This window comes from Pseudomonas sp. 18175 (assembly GCF_050432925.1).
Classification (GTDB): domain Bacteria; phylum Pseudomonadota; class Gammaproteobacteria; order Pseudomonadales; family Pseudomonadaceae; genus Aquipseudomonas.
This window is the reverse complement of the sequence record NZ_JBKFTO010000007.1, coordinates 213,954-234,214: the sequence shown is the minus strand read 5'-3', so window position 1 is coordinate 234,214 and position 20,261 is coordinate 213,954. Positions and strand designations below refer to the sequence as shown.

Below are 20,261 nucleotides of genomic sequence, written 5' to 3'. Positions count from 1 at the left end.
AGTCTCCTTTTTTCTTGTTGTTGTCAGCTCAGCGGCCAGTGGTGTTGACAGGCTTGGCGAACGGCCTTGGCGCTGCTCAGGTCGAGCAGGTTGTGGCTCAGTTGCCGGCATTGCGCGGCGTCCAGGTGGCGGACGCGGTCCTTGATTTCGCCGATCTGCGGCGGGCTGACGGACAGCTCCCTCACCCCCAGGCCGACGAGCACCGGTGTGGCCAGCGGGTCAGAGGCGAGGGCGCCGCACACGCCGACCCATCGGCCATGCTTGGCCGCCCCCGCGCAGGTTTCGGCGATCAGCCGCAGCAGCGCCGGGTGCAGGGCATCGACCCGGGCGGCGAGGCCGGCGTGGTCGCGGTCCATGGCCAGGGTGTACTGGGACAGGTCGTTAGTGCCGATGGACAGGAAGTCCGCATGTTTGGCCAGTTGTTCGGCCATCAGCGCCGCGGCGGGCACTTCGATCATCACGCCCAGTTCGGGGCGCAGGGTGAGCTCAAGTTCTGCGCATAACTCATCCAGGCGCTGGCGGACCTGTAGCAGTTCGTCGACTTCACTCACCATCGGCAACAGGATGCGGCAACGTTCCAACGGGCTGACTTGTAGCAGAGCACGCAATTGTTGGTCGAGCAGATCCGGGCGAACCTGGGCCATGCGGATGCCGCGCAGGCCCAACACAGGATTGGCCTCGACCGGCAGCGGCAGGTAATCAAGCTGCTTATCGCCGCCGACGTCGATGGTGCGGATGATCACTGATTTGTCACCCATGGCATCCAACACGGCTTGATATGCCTGGCGTTGTTCTTGCTCATCCGGCGCTGTGCGGCGGTCGACGAAGAGAAATTCGGTACGCAACAGTCCTACGCCATCGGCACCGTTCTCATACGCCACTTGAGCCTCACTACTGGAGGCAACGTTGGCGGCGACTTCGATATGGATGCCATCGGTTGTGCGCGCGGGTAATTGAGCCTGGGCCTGTTGCTGTTGGCGGCGCAGTGTTTGTGCGTCGCGGATCTGGTGCACTTGGGCGTGGCGCGCTTCGCTGGGGGCCAGTTCCAGACGGCCGTTGGCGGCGTCCAGTACCACCCGTTGGCCTTGGGGCACGTCGAGCACTTCGGCGCCCAATGCGACCACGCAGGGCAGGCCTTTGCCACGGGCCAGGATCGCCACATGGGAGGTTGCACCGCCTTCGGCCATGCAGATACCGGCAGCGTGTTGCGCACTCAGTTGCAGCAGGTCCGATGGGGTCAATTCATGGGCGCTGACAATCGCGCCCGCCGGTAATTCGAAATGCCAGGCTTCACCCAGCAGCGCCCGCAGCACCCGTTGCTGCAGGTCGCGCAGGTCGTTGGAGCGCTCGGCAAACAGCGGCTTGCCCAGGGCCAGCAGTACCGCGCATTGGGCCTGGATGGCATCGCGCCAAGCGTGGGTGGCGGCGCTGCCGTGTTCGATGGCGTGGGTGGCGGCGTCCAGCAGGGCCGGGTCTTCCAGCAAGGCCAGGTGGGCGGCGAAAATGTCTTCTTCCTCGACGTTCTTGCGCTGGCGGGCGTGGGCCAGGGTGCTGCGGATTTCGCTGCGGACCTGTTCCAGGGCGGTGTCCAGGCGTTGCAGTTGCTCGTCGGCGATGTGGCTGCCGGTGTCGGCGGGCAGTTCGATACCGGTGAGGCGAAACAGCGGCCCACAGACCAACCCCGGCGCGGCACATACGCCTTGCAACACACCTGCTTCGCTAATCGTCCGGCGAGGCGCGGCGGCGGTCGGTGCCTGGTGGTGTTCCTGGATGGCCGTGGACAACGCGGCGACCAACGCCTGCACGGCCGCCTCGGCATCCTTGCCGCGACAGGTCACGCGTACCTCGTCACCTTCGCCGATACCCAAGCCCATCAAGCCAATCAGGCTGTCGCACGCGGCGGTTTTATCGCCATGGTGCAGGTGCGCCTGGCTGCTGAAACCCTGTGCCGTCTTGCGCACCAGTGCCGCCGGACGTGCGTGCAAACCGCCGCGATGGGTGATGCGCACACGGACGCTGCACTCGGCGACCGAGTTATCCACAACCCCTTGAGCCGATACCCCTGAGCGCAGGCTCACGTGCAACAACGGCTCACCCACCTTGATGCTTTTTCCCGCCACAGGCCGTAGCTCAAAGCGCTCGCCATTTGTAAGAATAATCAGGCTGACCAGGCTACGACACTGCCGTGCAATCCGATCCAGATCGAACTGCACCAGGGCCTGCCCCGCGCTCACCCGGGCACCGTCTTTCACCAGCAAGGCAAAGCCTTCGCCGTTGAGTTCCACGGTGTCGATGCCCACATGCATCAACACTTCGGCGCCATTGTCGGCGCGAATTGTCAGGGCATGCCCGGTGCGGGCGACATGGATGATCACGCCGTCGCAGGGGGCGTGCAGGCAATCGTTCAGCGGGTCGATGGCAATGCCGTCGCCCAGTGTGCCGTTGGCGAACACTTCGTCGGGAACGTTGCCCAGGGCCAGCACCGGCCCGCTTAACGGGGCGCTGAGGGTCAATTCATTATTGTTGTAGGACATGGGCACGGTACTCATCAGGAAAACGTCACTCAGTGAGTGCGGGTAACTTTACTCAGGTGGCGCGGCTGGTCCGGGTTCATGCCACGGGCAACCGCCAGGCCTGCGGCCATGACGTAGAAGCTCTGGATCGCCAGGATCGGGTCCAGGCTTGGGTGTTCGGCGCAGCTCAAGGTGAGGTCGCGTTCGGCGATATCATCCGGCGCGGCCAGCAACACGCGGGCGCCGCGCTGGCGCATGTCGGCGGCCAGGCTCAGCAGGCCGGCCTGTTCGGCGCCGCGTGGGGCGAAGATCAGCAGCGGGTAGTTGTCGCCAATCAAGGCCATGGGGCCGTGGCGCACCTCGGCGCTGCTGAAGGCTTCGGCCTGAATCGCCGAGGTTTCCTTAAGCTTGAGTGCGGCTTCCTGGGCAATCGCAAACCCTGCGCCACGGCCGATCACCATCAATTGCTGGCAGTCGCGCAGGGCTTCAATCGCCGGGCTCCAGTCTTGTTTGGCGGCGGCGCGCAGGTTATCGGGCAGGGCTTGGCAGGCTTGCAGCAGCTCGGGTTCCTGGTTCCAGTGGCCGATCAACAGCGCACTGGCGCTGAGGGTAGCGATAAAACTTTTGGTCGCGGCCACGCTGAGCTCCGGCCCGGCGCACAGTGGCACATGGAATTCGCAGGCGGCCTCCAGTGGCGAGTCTTCGGCATTGACCAACGAGATGCTCAACGCCCCGCGTTTACGCAGCAAGCGCAGGCTGTTGACCAAATCCGGGCTCTGGCCAGACTGGGAGAAGCCAAACGCTACCTGGCCGCTGACTTTCATCGGTGCTTGCAGCAAGGTCACTACCGACATCGGCAACGATGCCACCGGAATGCCCACATGCTGCATGGCCAAATAGGCGAAGTAGCTGGCGGCGTGGTCCGAGCTGCCCCGCGCAATGGTCATCGCCACTTGTGGCGGCTGGCGGCGCAGGCGGCCGGCAATTTCTTCCAGCTGCGGGTCAAGGCGTTGCAGTTGGGTGGCGACGGCGTCGCAGGAGGCCAGGGCCTCTTCAAGCATTTTTGAAGTCAATGGTGTCTCCTTCGACCATTACGTCGGTGAGTGTCAGGGAGCGGTCCAGGCGCACGCAGTCGGCAAAGCTGCCGGGTTGCAGGCGGCCGCGTTCTTCCAGGCCCAGGTAGTCCGCAGGAAATTGCGACAAGCGCTGTGAGGCTTCGCTGATAGGCAGGCCGATTTTCACCAGGTTGCGCAGCGCCTGGTCCATGGTCAGGGTGCTGCCGGCCAGGGTGCCGTCGGCCAGGCGCACGCCCCCCAGGCATTTGGTCACGGTGTGGCTGCCCAGCTTGTATTCACCATCGGGCATGCCGGCGGCGGCAGTGGAGTCGGTGACGCAATACAGGCACGGGATTGAGCGCAGGGCCACGCGTATGGCGCCGGGGTGCACGTGCAGCAAGTCCGGGATCAACTCGGCGTACTGGGCGTGGGCCAGCGCGGCGCCGACGATGCCTGGCTCGCGGTGATGCAGCGGGCTCATTGCGTTATACAAATGGGTGAAGCTGGTGGCGCCGGCGGCGAGGGCGGCGACGCCTTCTTCGTAGCTGCCCAGAGTGTGGCCGATCTGCATGCGCACGCCGCGTTCGCTCAGCGCTCGGATCAGTGCATCGTGGCCGGCGATCTCCGGAGCAATGGTGATCACGCGGATCGGCGCCAGGCGCAGATAGGCTTCCACTTCTGCCATCAACGCGGTGTGCGCGAAGTTAGGCTGGGCGCCGAGTTTTCCGGGATTGATGTAGGGCCCTTCCAGGTGCACACCGAGTACGCGGGCGCAGCCTGTAGGGCGTTGCTCGCAGAAACTGCCGAGTTGGCCGAGCACGCTGGAGATCTCGTCCACCGGTGCTGTCATGGTGGTGGCCAGCAGTGAAGTGGTGCCAAAGCGCACGTGGGTGCGGGTAATGGTCTCGAAGGCGTGGGCGCCTTCCATGATGTCCTTGCCGCCACCGCCGTGCACATGCAGGTCGATAAAGCCCGGCAGCAGGTAGGGCAAGTCGTTGTCAGCCGGGTCGCAGGGCGTGCCTTCGATGGCTGTCACCTTGCCGTGCGCGTGCACCAGGCGGCCGCGAATCCAGCCGTGGGGCGTGAGGATATTGTCTTCGGACATGGGCAGTTCTCTAAAAAGCCTAGCGGCGCAGTTCTGCGACAAAGTCGTAGTAGTCGTTGCGGCAGTAGGTGTCGGTAATCTCGATTGGCGTGTTGTCGGCGGTGTAGCCGACCCGGGTCATCAGCAGCATGGCGGTGCCGGGGGCGATTCCCACCAGCTTGGCGAACTCATCCGAGGCGTTGATCGCCTGGATATGTTGCAGGGCGCGCACGATGGGTTTGCCGATGGCTTCCAGGTGTTCGTACAGCGAATTGCCGATGGCCTGCGGTTGGGGCAGCACGGAGGCGGGCATGGTGGTCATTTCGATGGCCATCACCGTGTCATCGGCTTTGCGCAGGCGCTTGAGCCGCGCCACTTTGTCGGTAGGGGACAGGCCCAGGCGGATCAATTCTTCGTGGGTCGGCTGAGTGATGTCGCGCTCCAGCCACTGGGAGCTGGGCACAAAGCCCTTGAGCCGCAGCATTTCGCTAAAGCCCGACAAGCGTGACAACGGCTGTTCCAGGCGCGGCGTAATAAAGGTGCCGGAGCCTTGGCTACGGCGAATCAGGCCTTGGCCAAGCAGCACTTCCAGGGCTTTACGGGCGGTGACCCGCGAGAGGCTCAACTGTTCGCTGAGTGCGCGTTCCGACGGCAAGGCCTGCTCGGATTTCCACTGGCCGGCATGAATCGCCGCTTCCAGGTTGCGCGCCAGTTGCAGGTACAGCGGCGTGGATTGTTTGTCGTCGGGGCGCAGGGCCAGGATGGGGTTCATCTGTGAGGTTTCCGATGCTTTATTGGAGTGTTGTCGCCCGGTATTGGCCGGAAATTAATACCACTTAGATACCATGTCAATGCAGCCAAAACGGTGCGCTCATAGGTTTTAGGGCCCTGTAATAGGGCTTGGTATCAAGTGGTATTAGAGAGGTCTTTATCGCACGCAGAACTGCGCAGCCCGCGGGGGTGAACTGGTATTCACCGGCGGGCGAGGGCGAGGGGGAGGAATTTTTTTTGATTAATTTACGAGCGGTAGGGGATTACGGCCGAATCTCGATCATCGTGCCGTCTTTGACCAGGTTCCAGACTTCGCGCATATCCACATTGCGCATGCCGATGCAGCCGTCGGTCCAGTCAAGGGTGTGGAACCACTGCTCCGGGTAGTCTTCGGTGTCGGGTGTGCCGTGGATCATGATCATGCTGCCAGGCTTCACACCTTCGCGGCGGGCGCGTGCGGCGTCGCTGATATTGGGGTAGGAAATGTGCATGGCCAGGTTGAAGCGGTCGCTGGTCTTGCGCCAGTCGAGCCAATAGAAACCTTCCGGGGTGCGACGGTCGCCTTCGATCAGCTTATGGCCCTTGGGATTCTTGCCCAGGGAGATGCGGTAGGTCTTGAGCGGCTTGCCGTCATTGATCAACTGCAATTGGTGGGCGGACTTGAGCACCAGGACTTTTTCGACGGTTTTGCCGCCGAGGGTTTCCACTGTGGAGGCTGATGACAACATAGCGAACGACAGGCAGATAAGAGCAAGCAACAGACGCATTAAAACGATTTCCTGCCTGGAGGGTTATTTTGGCGATGGCATCATCGGCGGCACCGCTTCGCTGCGTACCGGGAACACCTGTTGGCGACGGTCAGCGAAAAAGCATTCTAAGGTACGCCCGACGGTGCGGAAAGCCAGCTCGGACCAAGGGATGTCGGCTTCGTCGAACAACTGCACTTCAAGGCTTTCGGGGCCTGCCGCAAAGTCCAGGTCAACCAGCTCGGCACGGTAGAAAATGTGCACCTGGTTGATGTGCGGCACATCGATCAGGGTGTAGATGCTCAGGTTGCGCACACGGGCGCAGGCTTCTTCCTGTGTTTCGCGGGCGGCGGCCTGTTCGACGGTCTCGCCGTTCTCCATGAAACCTGCGGGCAGGGTCCAGTAACCCAGGCGCGGCTCGATGGCGCGGCGGCACAGCAGCACTTTGTCGCCCCAAACCGGCACGGTGCCGGCGACGATATTGGGGTTCTGGTAGTGGATGGTCGAGCAGTGATCACACACAAAACGCAGGCGGCCGTCGCCTTCGGGGATGCGTTGGGTAACCGGTTTACCGCACTGGCTGCAGAAGTTCATGCTGGGGTTCCTGGAAAGTGCGTCTATCTTGGCGTGGCGGGCAGGGCGCTGCAACAAGTTGTCGTTTAGCGACACCGGTCGGGTTTTGGGGTTGGGCACCCGCACGCTTTGGTGCATGATGCAAGGTAGCCAACAGACCGAGATGACTCATGCTGGACGAGCTACTTCGCCGGGTAAGCAATCACACTCCCCACACCCTGGAAACTGACGGACGTTTCCCTGAGGCGGCAGTGCTGGTGCCGATTACCCGTAGTGACGAACCTGAGCTGATCCTGACCCTGCGCGCCAGCGGCCTGTCGACCCATGGTGGCGAAGTGGCCTTTCCTGGCGGGCGCCGCGACCCTGAAGACCCGGACCTGATTTTTACCGCCCTGCGCGAAGCCGAAGAAGAGATCGGCCTGCCGCCTGGCCTGGTGGAAGTGATTGGCCCGTTGAGCCCGTTGATTTCCCTGCATGGCATTCGAGTTACGCCCTACGTTGGGGTTATCCCCGATTACGTCGAATACCTGGCCAACGATGCCGAAATTGCTGCGGTTTTCAGCGTGCCCTTGGATTTTTTCCGACAGGACCCGCGCGAACATACCCACAGGATCGATTACCAGGGGCGCAGTTGGTACGTGCCCAGTTATCGGTTTGGTGAATACAAGATCTGGGGGCTGACGGCGATCATGATTGTCGAGTTGATCAACCTGCTCTATGACGATGCCAAGATCAGCCTGCATCAGCCGCCGAAAAGCTTCATCAACATCTAATAAGCCATCGTTTGAATGGCGAGCCGTGAGGAAACACCATGAAATACCGCCTGGGCGACGCCCGCGTCGAGACGCACCCAAACAGTTGGGTGGCCCCCAATGCCACGCTGGTGGGCAAGGTCAAGCTGGAGGAGGGCGCCAACGTCTGGTTCAACGCGGTGTTGCGTGGTGACAACGAACTGATCCTGATCGGCAAGAACAGCAACGTGCAAGACGGCAGCGTTATGCACACCGACATGGGTTACCCATTGACCCTGGGCACCGGCGTGACCATCGGCCATAACGCCATGCTGCATGGTTGCACGGTGGATGACTACAGCCTGATCGGCATCAACGCGGTGATCCTCAACGGCGCCAAGATCGGCAAGCACTGCATCATCGGCGCCAATTCGCTGATCGGTGAGGGTAAGGAAATTCCTGACGGTTCGCTGGTGATGGGCTCGCCGGGCAAGGTGGTACGCGAGTTGACCGAAGCGCAAAAGAAGATGCTCGAAGCCAGCGCTGCGCACTATGTGCATAACGCCCAGCGCTATGGGCGTGACTTGGTTGAGCAGGAAGAATGAACACGATTGAACGCCCCGTTGCGTCGCCATGCGTGAGTATTTGCGCGTTGGATGATGACGATATTTGTACCGGTTGCCAGCGTACGGTGGATGAGATTACGCGTTGGGGTCGCATGGACAATGCCGAACGCCGGGTGGTGTTGGGGTTGTGTCATGAGCGGGCGGTGGCGGGGGGGATGGTGTTTATGGTTCCGGGGAAATTGGGCGCCTGATAGATTGCTATCGCAGGCAGCCAGCTCCCACAGTTGATCGCGTTTATCCTGTAGGAATACGGTCAAAATGTGGGAGCTGGCTTGCCTGCGATAGGGCCCTTCCCGACGACATATTTCCAATTGTGAAGTACCCTGTGCGGCATAACCCACAGGTCCACTTCCCCATGCTCTTCCTGATCGCCTACATCAGCAGCGTCGTGCTGATCAACTTCGCCTTTTCCACCGCCCCGCATCTGGATGTCATCTGGTCCGCCTGGGGTGGCTTGGTCTTCATCCTGCGGGACATGGTGCAAACCCGCTTCGGCCACGGTGCAATCGTCGCCATGCTGGCCGCGTTGGTGCTGTCGTATATCACCTCCGACCCGGCCATCGCCCTGGCCAGCGCCACGGCGTTCGCCGTGTCCGAATGCATCGACTGGCTGGTGTTCAGCATCACCAAGCGCCCGCTCCACGATCGCCTGTGGATAAGTTCGGCGCTGAGCATTCCCCTCGATACCTTTATCTTCTTCGGCCTGATCGGCGCGCTTACCCCGGCCGTAGTGGGCACCGCGCTGGCGTCGAAATTCGCCGGGGTCACGGCGGTGTGGCTGATCATGGCCTGGCGCATTCGCCGGCGCGCCGTCGCCAACTGAGGCCAATTCTTCCAGTTCATGTAAAATGCCGGCCTTTCTCCAAACGATCCGCTCCCCTGAGGACCTGAGATGACCCGAATCGGAACTCCATTGTCGCCAACCGCGACCCGCGTTTTGCTGTGTGGCTGCGGTGAGCTGGGCAAGGAAGTGGTAATCGAACTGCAACGCTTGGGCGTTGAAGTGATTGCCGTGGATCGCTACGCCAACGCCCCTGCCATGCAGGTTGCGCACCGTAGCCATGTGATCAACATGCTCGACGGCGCCGCCCTGCGTGCGGTGATCGAAGCCGAGAAGCCGCACTTCATCGTGCCTGAAATCGAAGCCATCGCCACCGCCACCCTGGTGGAACTGGAAGCCGAAGGCTTCACCGTGATCCCGACCGCGCGCGCCACCTCGCTGACCATGAACCGCGAAGGCATTCGTCGTCTGGCCGCCGAAGAACTGGACCTGCCAACCTCGCCGTACCACTTCGCCGACACCTTCGAAGACTACAGCAAGGCCGTGCAAGACCTGGGCTTCCCATGTGTAGTCAAGCCGGTGATGAGTTCGTCGGGCAAGGGCCAGAGCCTGCTGCGCAGCGCTGATGATGTGCAGAAAGCCTGGGACTACGCCCAAGAAGGCGGCCGCGCCGGTAAAGGCCGGGTGATCATCGAAGGCTTTATCGATTTTGACTACGAAATCACCTTGCTGACCGTGCGTCACGTCGGCGGCACCACCTTCTGTGCACCGGTCGGGCATCGCCAGGAGAAGGGCGATTACCAGGAATCCTGGCAGCCACAGGCCATGAGCCCGATTGCCCTGGCCGAATCCGAGCGCGTTGCCAAAGCGGTGACCGAGGCCTTGGGTGGTCGTGGCCTGTTTGGTGTAGAGCTGTTCATCAAGGGTGATCAGGTGTGGTTCAGCGAAGTGTCGCCGCGCCCGCATGACACTGGCTTGGTGACCCTGATTTCCCAGGATTTGTCGCAGTTTGCCTTGCACGCCCGCGCGATCCTGGGCCTGCCGATCCCTTTGATCCGGCAGTTCGGGCCTTCGGCTTCGGCGGTGATTTTGGTGGAAGGCCAATCGACCCAAACGGCGTTTGCCAACCTGGGCGCGGCCTTGAGCGAGCCGGACACGGCGTTGCGCCTGTTTGGCAAGCCAGAAGTGAACGGTCAGCGTCGGATGGGTGTGGCGTTGGCGCGGGATGAGTCGATCGAAGCGGCGCGGGCTAAAGCTACCCGTGCTTCGAGTTCTGTTGTTATAGAGCTGTAACCGAGTCGCGCCCATCGCGGGCAAGCCCCGCTCCCACATTTGACCGCGTTTATCCTGAAGGAATGCGGTCAAATGTGGGAGCTGGCCTGCCTGCGATAGCGGTCTATCAGGCGACCTTGTTCAAATCATTATCCCGCGTCTCTTTCAGGCACAGCACTGCAATCAAGCTAAGCAACGCCGCTGCCGACACATACCCGCCGACATAACTCAGCCCGCCCATCGCCACCAGCTTGGTCGCGAAGAGCGGTGCCGCCGAGGCCCCCACAATCCCACCCAGGTTATACGCCGCCGAAGCACCGGTATAACGCACGCGGGTCGGGAACAGTTCCGGCAGCATCGCGCCCATCGGCGCAAAGGTCACGCCCATCAGGAACAGCTCCAACGCCAGGAACAACGCCACCGCCCAGGTCGAACCGTGGGTCAGCAGTGGCTCCATGGTAAAGCCCGACAGGATCGCCAGGATCGCGCCGACGATCAGTACCGGCTTGCGCCCGTAGCGATCACTGGCCAAGGCCGCCAGCGGTGTCGCCAGGCCCATGAACAGCACTGCAAAACACAGCAACCCTAGGAACGTCTCGCGGCTGTAACCCAGGGTTGAAACGCCGTAGCTCAGGGAAAACGCGGTGGTGATGTAGAACAGTGCATAGCACACCACCATCGACGCGGCACCCAGCAGCACCGGCAGCCAGTGCTGACTGAACAGTTCCACCAGCGGAACTTTGACCGGGGCTTCCTTGGCCACCGCATTGGCGAACACTGGAGTCTCGTGCAATTTCAGTCGCGCATACAGCCCAACCATCACCAGCGCAGCACTGAGGATAAACGGGATGCGCCAGCCCCAACTGCGGAACTGTTCGTCGCTCAGGCTCATGGCCAGGATCAGGAACAGGCCGTTGGCGGCCAGGAAGCCAATCGAAGGTCCCAACTGCGGGAACATACCGAACCACGCGCGTTTGCCCTTGGGGGCGTTCTCGGTGGCCAGCAACGCTGCACCACCCCATTCCCCGCCCAGGCCAAGGCCCTGGCCGAAACGCAGCACACACAGCAGGATCGGCGCCCAGGCCCCGATGCTGTCATACCCCGGCAGCAAGCCGATCAGCGTGGTGCACACGCCCATCAGCAGTAGCGAGGCCACCAGCGTGGATTTACGCCCAATGCGGTCGCCAAAGTGGCCGAACAACGCCGAGCCGAGCGGGCGGGCGATAAAGGCGATGCCGAAGGTCAGGAACGACGCCAGCATCTGCGCGGTGCCGGAGGTCTGTGGGAAGAACACCGGGCCGATCACCAGCGCAGCGGCCGTGGCGTAGATATAGAAGTCGTAGAACTCGATGGCGGTGCCGACGATGCTCGCGGTGGCAACCCGTGCGGTCGAGTTGGTCGGGGCGGCGGTGGTCGCGGCCTCGTTGTAGGTGGTGCTCATGGCGGTATCCCTGGCAGTCATTGCGCGTTTGGACGCGGATTATTATTAGTCGAACACCCATGGATCATGGGTTGTGCGCGGGGTGGCTCGGGATGGGAGCGAACACCGGTCAGACACGGTAAAGCGGTGCCTGGACGCTTGAAGTGCGGGTAGCACGCGGACGGGCGGGGCTTGGGTAAGCCGCAGGGATTATAGGAAGGGGTTTTGAAATACAACAAGAGGGACTGATGCACCGCAAATCAAATGTGGGAGCGGGCTTGCTGTGGCGAGGGAGCTTGCTCCCGTTCGACAGCGTAGCTGGCGGCGGCTTTTTGGGAGCGCTTCGCACTCCAGCGGGAGCAAGCTCCCTCGCCACAACAAGCCCCACATTGGATTGTGTTTTGTCTGGGGCTTAGGCGGCGATCGGCATTCTGCTGGTGTGCCAGATCAGCACCTTGCTCACCCGGTTGTCCTCGGTCTCAAGGATTTCCAGGCGATAGCGCCCGATCTTCAGGCATACCGCACAATCGGGAATGGTCTCCAACGCTTCAGTCACCAAACCGTTGAGGGTCTTGGGGCCGTCGCTGGGCAGGTGCCAGTTCAGGCTCTTGTTCAGCTCGCGGATCGAGGCGGCGCCGTCGATGATGTAGCGGCCATCCGGCTGGGCTTCGATATGCGGGTTGTCTGCGCTCTGTTCACTCTCGAATTCGCCGACGATTTCCTCGAGGATGTCTTCCAGGGTAACGATGCCCAGTACTTCGCCGTACTCGTCAACCACCATGCCCAGGCGCCGTTGCTGCTTGTGGAAGTTGAGCAGTTGCAGTTGCAGGGGCGTGCTTTCCGGGACGAAGTAGGGTTCGTGGCAAGCGGCGAGCAGCGCCTCCTTGGTCAGGCTGGCGTCCGGCAACAGGTGCTGGATCTGCCTGGTATTGAGTACCGCTTCAACCTGGTTGATGTCGCTGTGGAACACCGGCAGGCGGGTGCGCTGGGAGGTGCGCAATTGTTCGATGATCTCGTCGATCGAATCGTCCAGGTTGATGCCGTCCACTTCGCTGCGCGGTACCAGGATGTCATTGACGGTGATGTTGTCCAGGGCGTGGATGCCGGGCATGCCGGGGGTGCGGCCTTCGTCGGCGTTGAGCTCTGGTTCGTCATCATGATCGGGTAGCGGCTCGTCGCTTTTTTTCACCATGCCGGGCTTGCGTGCGAAGGGGCGCAGCAGCAGCAAAGCGATGCCGTTGAGCAGCCAAGCCAACGGGTAAAGGATCTTCAGCGGCACGCCCAGCAACGTGTTGCCAAAACCCAGCACGGCTTGCGGATGGCGTACGGCGAGGGCGCGGGGCAGGTAGTCGGCGAGTATCAGCAAGATGGCACAGGAGATCAGCCAGCCCAGCCATGGGCCGTTTTGTGCCCAGGCGTAGATCGCCAGCAAAGTGCACAGAATCACCACCGCCGCTCGGCACAGGCTGTTGCACAGGATCAGGCTATGGCGTGGAAAGTTCAGGCGTGCGGCGGCTTTGTCGCCCTGGCGTGTGCCGGGGCGCAGGGCCAGTAAATGTTGCTGGGCGGCCTCGATGGCGGTAAACAGCCCTGCCCATAACACCAGCAGGGCGATTACGGCGAGCATCGGTTCCAGGGGCAAGTTGTCCATGTGTGCTGCCCGTCAGATATGCAGGATGTATTCGCGGACCAACTTGCTGCCGAAATAGGCCAGCATCAGCAGGCAGAAGCCTGCCAGGGTCCAGCGGATTGCCTTGTGCCCACGCCAGCCGAGGCGATTACGGCCCCACAGCAGCACGCTGAACACCACCCAGGCCAGGCACGCCAGCAGGGTTTTGTGCACCAGATGCTGGGCGAACAGGTTTTCGACGAACAGCCAGCCGGAGATCAGCGACAGCGACAACAGCGTCCAACCGGCCCACAGGAAACCGAACAGCAGGCTTTCCATGGTTTGCAGCGGCGGGAAGTTCTTGATCAGCCCGGACGGGTGCTTGTGCTTGAGTTGGTGATCCTGCAGCAGCAGGAGCAACGACTGGAACACCGCGATGGTGAACATGCCGTAGGCCAGGATCGACAGCAGGATATGGGCGAGGATGCCCGGCTCTTCATCAATTACTTGCACGGTGCCGGTGGGGGCAAATTGCGCCAGCAGCACCGTCAACAGCCCCAGGGGGAATAAAAGGACCAGCAGGTTTTCTACCGGGATGCGTGCGCAGGCGATCAGCGTCAGGGCAATCACGGCGGCGGCGATCAGGCTGGCGGCACTGAAAAAATCCAGGCCCAGGCCGACCGGCGTCATCAGGTGGGTAAACAGGCTGGCAGCGTGGGCCAGTAGGGCGAGGACGCCAAGGCCTGCCAGCAGGCGTTTGTCAGCCTTGGCGCATTTGGCCAGGCGGGTGCCCTGGTAGAGAGTCGCAGCGGCATATAAAAGGGCGGCGGCGAGGCTGGGTAGCAAACTGGGTGACAAAGGGAGCATAAATCCTGTTAGGCAAGCCCGAAAGGCGCTGAGTTTGGCATACCCCCGCGTAACACGAAAGACTCTCAGGCCAGACAGCGGGTGTGCACGGCGGCAGTCTTCGCTATAATCCGCGACCTGCCCACGCCGCAGGCTCGCCGAGCGCTGTTTTTAATAGCGATTTACCACAGCCTGGGCCGTCATTACCTCGGTCTACCACTGCATTTCGATGAGTAGGGCCTGAAAGGATCGCGCATGTTTGAAAACTTGACTGACCGTCTCTCGCAGACGCTGCGCCACGTAACCGGCAAGGCCAAGCTGACCGAGGACAATATTAAAGACACCCTGCGCGAAGTGCGCATGGCGTTGCTGGAAGCTGACGTCGCCTTGCCGGTGGTGAAGGACTTCGTCAACTCGGTCAAAGAGCGCGCAGTGGGCACCGAAGTGTCCCGCAGCCTGACCCCAGGCCAGGCGTTCGTGAAGATCGTCCAGGCCGAACTCGAAAGCCTGATGGGCGCAGCCAACGAAGACCTGAACCTCAGCGCCGTGCCACCGGCCGTCGTATTGATGGCGGGTCTGCAAGGTGCGGGTAAAACCACCACCGCCGGCAAGCTGGCGCGCTTTCTTAAAGAGCGCAAAAAGAAATCCGTGATGGTGGTGTCGGCCGACGTGTACCGTCCGGCGGCCATCAAGCAGTTGGAAATGCTCGCGGGTGAAGTGGGCGTGACCTTCTTCCCGTCCGACCTGAGCCAAAAGCCGGTCGACATTGCCAATGCGGCTATTAAAGAAGCCAAGCTCAAGTTCATCGACGTGGTCATCGTCGATACCGCCGGTCGCCTGCACATCGATGAAGAGATGATGGGCGAGATCAAGGCGCTGCATGCCGCGATCAACCCGGTCGAGACGCTGTTCGTGGTCGATGCCATGACCGGCCAGGATGCGGCCAACACCGCCAAGGCCTTTGGCGATGCGCTGCCGCTGACCGGTGTGATCCTCACCAAGGTCGACGGCGACGCCCGTGGCGGTGCCGCGCTGTCGGTACGCGCCATTACTGGCAAGCCGATCAAGTTCATCGGTATGGGCGAGAAGAGCGAAGCGCTCGAGCCGTTCCACCCTGAGCGTATCGCCTCGCGCATCCTCGGCATGGGCGACGTGCTCAGCCTGATCGAACAGGCCGAAGCCACCCTCGACAAGGACAAGGCCGACAAGCTGGCCAAGAAGCTGAAGAAGGGCAAGGGCTTCGACCTCGAAGACTTCCGCGACCAGCTGCAACAAATGAAGAACATGGGCGGCCTTGGCGGCCTGATGGACAAGCTGCCGAATATCGGCGGTGTGAACCTGGCGCAAATGGGCAATGCCCAAGGCGCGGCAGAGAAGCAGTTCAAGCAGATGGAAGCCATCATCAACTCCATGACCCCGGCCGAGCGCCGCGACCCTGAACTGATCAGCGGTTCGCGTAAACGTCGGATCGCCATGGGTTCCGGCACCCAGGTGCAGGACATCGGTCGCTTGATCAAGCAGCACAAGCAGATGCAAAAGATGATGAAGAAATTCTCCGCCAAGGGCGGTATGGCCAAAATGATGCGCGGTATGGGCGGTATGTTGCCCGGCGGCGGCATGCCGAAAATGTAAAGAATTCGAGCGGGAGCCTGCTCCTGCTCCGACCCACAGGGATGTGGGATCTCCAGCAAACCCGCCGTTGGCGGGGGCTGACCTGCCGTTTTAATCGACGGCTCTATAGCAGATCTGAATGGCACGCTGATAGGCGCCAGAAAAAGACATTTGCAAAAGTCCGGATATTCCTTAGAATATGCGGCCTTTCGGGCACCTATGCCCGCTGTGCATTTAGATTTGCAGCACCGACTACAGGAACGATGTTCACATGCTAACAATCCGTCTTGCCCTTGGCGGCTCCAAAAAGCGCCCGTTTTACCACTTGACCGTAACTGACAGCCGCAACCCACGTGACGGCTCTCACAAGGAACAAGTTGGCTTCTTCAACCCGATCGCTCGTGGTCAAGAAGTTCGTCTGTCCGTGAACCAAGAGCGCGTAGCCTACTGGCTGAGCGTTGGTGCACAACCATCTGAGCGTGTTGCTCAGCTGTTGAAGGACTCGGCTAAGGCCGCAGCCTGAGCAATATGAACGCGACGCCAGCTGTTGCTGATGATTTGATCGTTATCGGCAAGATTTACTCTGTTCATGGCGTTCGCGGCGAAGTGAAGGTGTATTCCTTTACTGATCCGACTGAAAACCTGTTGCAGTACAAAACCTGGACGCTCAAGCGCGAGGGTAGTGTGAAACAGGTCGAGCTGGTCAGTGGACGCGGGAGCGATAAGTTCCTGGTGGCAAAGCTCAAGGGTCTTGATGATCGTGAAGAAGCTCGTCTTCTGGCCGGTTATGAGATCTGCGTGCCGCGCAACCTGTTCCCTGAATTAACCGACGGCGAGTACTACTGGTACCAGCTGGAAGGTCTGAAGGTTATTGATCAACTCGGGCAATTGCTCGGGAAAATCGATCATCTTCTGGAAACCGGCGCCAATGATGTAATGGTGGTCAAGCCTTGCGCTGGCAGCCTGGATGATCGTGAACGCTTGCTGCCCTATACCGGGCAATGTGTGTTGGCCGTCGACCTGGCAGCGGGCGAGATGAAGGTGGAATGGGACGCGGACTTCTAAGCGTGGCTAATTTGCGCATTGAAGTGATCAGTTTGTTTCCCGAGATGTTCTCCGCCATCAGCGAGTACGGCATCACCAGTCGGGCGGTGAAACAGGGGCTGTTGCAGCTGACCTGTTGGAACCCGCGAGACTACACGACGGATCGACATCACACTGTGGACGATCGCCCATTTGGCGGTGGCCCGGGCATGGTGATGAAGATCAAGCCCCTGGAAGATGCGTTGGCCCAGGCCAAGGCCGCTGCCGGGGAGAAGGCGAAGGTAATTTACCTGTCCCCTCAAGGCCGCCAGCTGAAACAGGCTGCGGTACGCGACATGGCGAATGAGGAAGCACTGATCCTGATTGCCGGTCGCTATGAAGGCATTGACGAGCGTTTTATTGATGCTCATGTCGATGAAGAGTGGTCGATTGGGGACTATGTCCTGTCTGGCGGCGAGCTGCCGGCGATGGTCCTGATAGATGCGGTTACACGACTGCTGCCTGGAGCTTTAGGGCATGCGGACTCCGCGGAGGAAGATTCCTTCACGGATGGTTTGCTGGATTGCCCGCACTACACCCGACCGGAGGTGTATGCGGATCAGCGTGTTCCCGACGTATTGCTAAGTGGCAATCACGCACACATCCGGCGTTGGCGTTTACAGCAGTCCCTTGGTCGGACCTATGAACGACGCGCCGATCTTCTGGAAAGCCGCTCGCTTTCTGGAGAAGAGAAGAAGCTGCTCGAGGAATACATCCTCGCGCGGGACGATAGTTAACAACGTATCGATGGTAGGTCCATTGACTTACCTTAGGAGCACAGCATGACTAACAAAATCATCCTTGCACTCGAAGCAGAGCAGATGACCAAAGAGATCCCTACCTTTGCCCCGGGCGACACTATTGTCGTTCAGGTGAAAGTGAAGGAAGGCGACCGTTCGCGTCTGCAAGCGTTCGAAGGCGTGGTAATCGCCAAGCGTAACCGTGGTGTGAACAGTGCTTTCACTGTTCGTAAAATCTCCAACGGTGTTGGCGTAGAGCGTACTTTCCAGACCTACAGCCCGCAAATCGACAGCATGGCCGTTAAGCGTCGCGGTGACGTACGTAAAGCCAAGCTGTACTACCTGCGTGACCTGTCCGGTAAAGCAGCTCGCATCAAGGAAAAACTGGCTTAAGTCCAGCTTCCCGATGCAGAAAAAAGCAGCCTACGGGCTGCTTTTTTGTGCCTGAAATTTGTCCATTTACCGGTATTTGTCCATGACCACCCGCCTAGAAGAAATCCAGCGCCGTACTGATCTGTCTGTTACCCATGTGACCAAGGCCGTGTTCCCGCCGACCACCAACCACCACAACACCTTGTTCGGCGGCACTGCGCTGGCCTGGATGGATGAAGTGTCGTTTATCACCGCCACACGGTTTTGCCGTTTGCCATTGGTAACGGTTTCTACCGACCGTATCGACTTCAATCATGCGATCCCGGCCGGCTCCATCGTTGAATTGATCGGCCGCGTGATCAAAGTGGGGAACACCAGCCTCAAGGTTGAAGTGGAAGTATTTGTGGAAAGCATGAGTGCCGATGGTCGTGAAAGGGCGATCCAGGGTGTGTTCAGCTTTGTGGCCATTGATGCCGATAAGCGCCCGGTGCCGGTGCTGCCTGGGTTTGTAGACTGATTTGAAATGCACTCCCCTGTGGGAGCGGGCTTGCCCGCGATAGGATGTCACTGACCACACTTTTTCCAGGCCCGAGCCCCCATGCCCGCCATTGACCACCCTCTGATCGACCGCTTCCTCGATGCCCTCTGGCTGGAAAAAGGCCTGTCGGACAATACCCGCCAGGCCTATCGCAGTGACCTGGCCCTGTTTAATGGCTGGTTGCAGGAGAAAAACCTGGAGCTGGCCAACGCCGGTCGCGAGCTGATCCTCGATCACCTGGCCTGGCGTCTGGAGCAAAACTACAAGCCCCGTTCCACCGCACGATTTCTCTCCGGCGTACGTGGCTTTTATCGCTACCTGCTGCGGGAAAAACTGATCGCCCTCGACCCGACCCTGCAGGTCGACATGCCACAACTCGGCAGGCCTTTGCCCAAATCCCTGTCGGAAGCCGACGTGGATGCCTTGCTCGCCGCACCGGACCTAAGCGAAGCCATCGGCCAGCGCGACCGTGCCATGCTCGAAGTGTTGTACGCCTGTGGCTTGCGGGTAACCGAGTTGATCAGCCTGACCCTGGAGCAAGTCAACCTGCGTCAGGGCGTATTGCGTGTGATGGGCAAGGGCAGCAAGGAGCGGCTGGTGCCGATGGGGGAGGAGGCGATCGTGTGGGTTGAGCGTTATATGCGTGATGGCCGCAGTGAGTTGCTTGGCGGGCGCCCCAGCGATGTGTTGTTTCCCAGTCAGCGCGGCGAACAAATGACGCGCCAGACGTTTTGGCACCGTATCAAGCACCAGGCCAAGGTTGCCGGGATTGGTAAGAGCCTGTCGCCCCATACACTGCGTCATGCATTCGCCACCCACTTGCTTAACCACGGTGCGGATTTGCGGGTCGTGCAAATGCTGCTCGGCCACAGTGACTTATCCACAACCCAGATCTACACCCACGTCGCGCGTGCGCGCTTGCAGGATATGCACGCCAAGCACCACCCGCGCGGGTGAATAACGCCAATTTAAGCCGCTGCGGGCTGCCCTGCGGCCCAACTGTGGTAGGCTTTGCCGGTTAGTTAGAGGGATGGCCCAAACCCGTGTTTCCAAGCCGGTGTTCCTGCTCCCATCCCTGCATCTGCCTTCAGGAGTTCCCATGCGCTTGACCCAGATTATTGCCGCCGCAGCCATTGCGTTGGTTTCCACGTTTGCCTTCGCTGATGACGCCGCCGAGCAGACCATCCGCAAGAGCCTGGCCAACCTGCAACTCGATACGCCTATAGAGAGCATCAGCGCCAGCCCCATGGCCGGCCTGTACGAAGTCAAGCTCAAGGGCAGCCGTGTGCTGTACGCCAGTGCCGATGGCCAGTACATCGTCCAGGGCTACCTGTTCCAGCTTAAAGATGGCAAGCCGGTCAACCTCACCGAGAAAGCCGAGCGCCTGGGCGTGTCCAAGCTGATCAACGGCATTCCGGTAGCGGAAACCGTGGTTTACCCGGCCATCGGCGAGACCAAGACCCACATCACCGTGTTCACCGACACCACCTGCCCGTACTGCCACAAGTTGCACGCCGAAGTGCCGGCGCTGAACAAGCTGGGCGTGGAAGTACGCTATGTAGCGTTCCCGCGCCAGGGCCTGGGTTCGCCGGGTGACGAACAGTTGCAGGCAGTCTGGTGCTCGGCCGACAAGAAAGCGGCCATGGACAAGATGGTCGATGGCAAGGAAATCAAGGCAGCCAAATGCGCCAACCCGGTCTCCAAGCAGTTTGCGCTGGGCCAGTCCATTGGCGTGAACGGTACACCGGCCATCGTTTTGGCTGATGGCCAAGTGATTCCGGGCTACCAGCCAGCACCACAAGTTGCCAAACTGGCGCTCAGTGCCAAATAAACCGTATCGTCAATTTTAAGCCGCAGTCGTGCGGCTGTTTTCCACGGCCGACCTCGCGT

Annotated in this window: 22 protein-coding genes; 13 read left to right on the top strand and 9 right to left on the bottom strand. The window is 60.7% G+C overall.

Going from position 1 to position 20,261, the window contains the following annotated elements; genetic code table 11:
• Nucleotides 1-23 precede the first annotated feature (23 nt).
• The 6 genes from ptsP to ACLD1Y_RS12365 all read right to left on the bottom strand — a co-directional run bounded on the left by ptsP (nt 24) and on the right by ACLD1Y_RS12365 (nt 6,763).
• Complete coding sequence (ptsP, locus tag ACLD1Y_RS12390) at nt 24-2,534, bottom strand: phosphoenolpyruvate--protein phosphotransferase (protein WP_429478281.1); 2,511 nt, start codon at nt 2,532-2,534, stop codon at nt 24-26.
• A gap of 29 nt (nt 2,535-2,563) precedes the next feature.
• On the bottom strand, nt 2,564-3,586 hold the full coding sequence (locus tag ACLD1Y_RS12385) for an SIS domain-containing protein (protein ID WP_429478244.1): 1,023 nt from the start codon (nt 3,584-3,586) through the stop codon (nt 2,564-2,566).
• Entirely contained in the window at nt 3,567-4,673 is a 1,107-nt protein-coding gene (gene nagA, locus ACLD1Y_RS12380) for an N-acetylglucosamine-6-phosphate deacetylase (protein WP_429478243.1), read from the bottom strand. The genes ACLD1Y_RS12385 and nagA overlap by 20 nt, the downstream gene beginning before the upstream one ends.
• 19 nt (nt 4,674-4,692) lie before the next feature.
• On the bottom strand, nt 4,693-5,424 hold the full coding sequence (locus ACLD1Y_RS12375; RefSeq protein WP_429478242.1) for a GntR family transcriptional regulator: 732 nt from the start codon (nt 5,422-5,424) through the stop codon (nt 4,693-4,695).
• 262 nt (nt 5,425-5,686) lie between these two features.
• The gene (locus tag ACLD1Y_RS12370) at nt 5,687-6,190 is read right to left on the bottom strand and encodes a L,D-transpeptidase family protein (RefSeq protein WP_429478241.1); all 504 of its coding nucleotides are present in this window, start codon (nt 6,188-6,190) and stop codon (nt 5,687-5,689) included.
• A gap of 24 nt (nt 6,191-6,214) precedes the next feature.
• Nucleotides 6,215-6,763 carry an NUDIX hydrolase gene (locus ACLD1Y_RS12365; protein ID WP_429478240.1) on the bottom strand — a complete coding sequence of 183 codons (549 nt, stop codon included), beginning with the start codon at nt 6,761-6,763 and terminating at the stop codon, nt 6,215-6,217.
• 149 nt (nt 6,764-6,912) lie between these two features.
• Between ACLD1Y_RS12365 and ACLD1Y_RS12360 the strand changes: the two genes are divergently transcribed.
• The 5 genes from ACLD1Y_RS12360 (at nt 6,913) to purT (ending at nt 10,173) form a co-directional block, all read left to right on the top strand.
• Nucleotides 6,913-7,515: a CoA pyrophosphatase gene (locus tag ACLD1Y_RS12360; RefSeq protein ID WP_016971944.1), complete on the top strand. Its 603-nt coding sequence runs from the start codon at nt 6,913-6,915 to the stop codon at nt 7,513-7,515.
• A gap of 38 nt (nt 7,516-7,553) precedes the next feature.
• Nucleotides 7,554-8,078: a gamma carbonic anhydrase family protein gene (locus tag ACLD1Y_RS12355; RefSeq protein ID WP_257780331.1), complete on the top strand. Its 525-nt coding sequence runs from the start codon at nt 7,554-7,556 to the stop codon at nt 8,076-8,078.
• Complete coding sequence (locus tag ACLD1Y_RS12350) at nt 8,075-8,290, top strand: DUF1289 domain-containing protein (protein WP_429478239.1); 216 nt, start codon at nt 8,075-8,077, stop codon at nt 8,288-8,290. The genes ACLD1Y_RS12355 and ACLD1Y_RS12350 overlap by 4 nt, the downstream gene beginning before the upstream one ends.
• Nucleotides 8,291-8,454: 164 nt before the next feature.
• On the top strand, nt 8,455-8,922 hold the full coding sequence (locus tag ACLD1Y_RS12345) for a preQ0 transporter (RefSeq protein WP_429478238.1): 468 nt from the start codon (nt 8,455-8,457) through the stop codon (nt 8,920-8,922).
• Nucleotides 8,923-8,991: 69 nt separating this feature from the next.
• Nucleotides 8,992-10,173: a formate-dependent phosphoribosylglycinamide formyltransferase gene (purT, locus tag ACLD1Y_RS12340; RefSeq protein ID WP_429478237.1), complete on the top strand. Its 1,182-nt coding sequence runs from the start codon at nt 8,992-8,994 to the stop codon at nt 10,171-10,173.
• Between the two features lie 106 nt (nt 10,174-10,279).
• On the opposite strand, the gene ACLD1Y_RS12335 is transcribed toward purT, so the two are convergent.
• From ACLD1Y_RS12335 to ACLD1Y_RS12325, 3 genes are all read right to left on the bottom strand, one after another.
• The gene (locus ACLD1Y_RS12335; protein ID WP_429478236.1) at nt 10,280-11,593 is read right to left on the bottom strand and encodes an MFS transporter; all 1,314 of its coding nucleotides are present in this window, start codon (nt 11,591-11,593) and stop codon (nt 10,280-10,282) included.
• 391 nt (nt 11,594-11,984) lie between these two features.
• Nucleotides 11,985-13,223, bottom strand: a complete 1,239-nt coding sequence (locus ACLD1Y_RS12330; protein ID WP_429478235.1) for a transporter associated domain-containing protein — start codon at nt 13,221-13,223, stop codon at nt 11,985-11,987.
• Between the two features lie 12 nt (nt 13,224-13,235).
• The gene (locus tag ACLD1Y_RS12325) at nt 13,236-14,048 is read right to left on the bottom strand and encodes a cytochrome C assembly family protein (protein WP_429478234.1); all 813 of its coding nucleotides are present in this window, start codon (nt 14,046-14,048) and stop codon (nt 13,236-13,238) included.
• Between the two features lie 234 nt (nt 14,049-14,282).
• Here ACLD1Y_RS12325 and ffh point away from each other — a divergent pair, with 234 nt between their 5' ends.
• The 8 genes from ffh to ACLD1Y_RS12285 all read left to right on the top strand — a co-directional run bounded on the left by ffh (nt 14,283) and on the right by ACLD1Y_RS12285 (nt 20,202).
• Nucleotides 14,283-15,659 (top strand): signal recognition particle protein, encoded by a 1,377-nt coding sequence (gene ffh / locus ACLD1Y_RS12320; protein WP_003193965.1) that lies wholly within the window; start codon nt 14,283-14,285, stop codon nt 15,657-15,659.
• A 250-nt stretch (nt 15,660-15,909) separates the two neighbouring features.
• Complete coding sequence (gene rpsP, locus ACLD1Y_RS12315) at nt 15,910-16,161, top strand: 30S ribosomal protein S16 (RefSeq protein ID WP_025854836.1); 252 nt, start codon at nt 15,910-15,912, stop codon at nt 16,159-16,161.
• 5 nt (nt 16,162-16,166) lie between these two features.
• Entirely contained in the window at nt 16,167-16,703 is a 537-nt protein-coding gene (gene rimM, locus ACLD1Y_RS12310) for a ribosome maturation factor RimM (protein ID WP_056858695.1), read from the top strand.
• Entirely contained in the window at nt 16,685-17,458 is a 774-nt protein-coding gene (gene trmD / locus ACLD1Y_RS12305) for a tRNA (guanosine(37)-N1)-methyltransferase TrmD (RefSeq protein WP_185708141.1), read from the top strand. Before rimM ends, trmD begins: the two co-directional genes overlap by 19 nt.
• A gap of 45 nt (nt 17,459-17,503) precedes the next feature.
• Nucleotides 17,504-17,854, top strand: a complete 351-nt coding sequence (gene rplS / locus ACLD1Y_RS12300; RefSeq protein WP_003175895.1) for a 50S ribosomal protein L19 — start codon at nt 17,504-17,506, stop codon at nt 17,852-17,854.
• An 82-nt stretch (nt 17,855-17,936) separates the two neighbouring features.
• On the top strand, nt 17,937-18,350 hold the full coding sequence (locus ACLD1Y_RS12295) for an acyl-CoA thioesterase (RefSeq protein ID WP_017736774.1): 414 nt from the start codon (nt 17,937-17,939) through the stop codon (nt 18,348-18,350).
• Nucleotides 18,351-18,431: 81 nt separating this feature from the next.
• Nucleotides 18,432-19,328 carry a site-specific tyrosine recombinase XerD gene (gene xerD / locus ACLD1Y_RS12290; RefSeq protein ID WP_429478233.1) on the top strand — a complete coding sequence of 299 codons (897 nt, stop codon included), beginning with the start codon at nt 18,432-18,434 and terminating at the stop codon, nt 19,326-19,328.
• Nucleotides 19,329-19,470: 142 nt separating this feature from the next.
• Complete coding sequence (locus ACLD1Y_RS12285; RefSeq protein ID WP_010207987.1) at nt 19,471-20,202, top strand: thioredoxin fold domain-containing protein; 732 nt, start codon at nt 19,471-19,473, stop codon at nt 20,200-20,202.
• Nucleotides 20,203-20,261 lie beyond the last annotated feature (59 nt).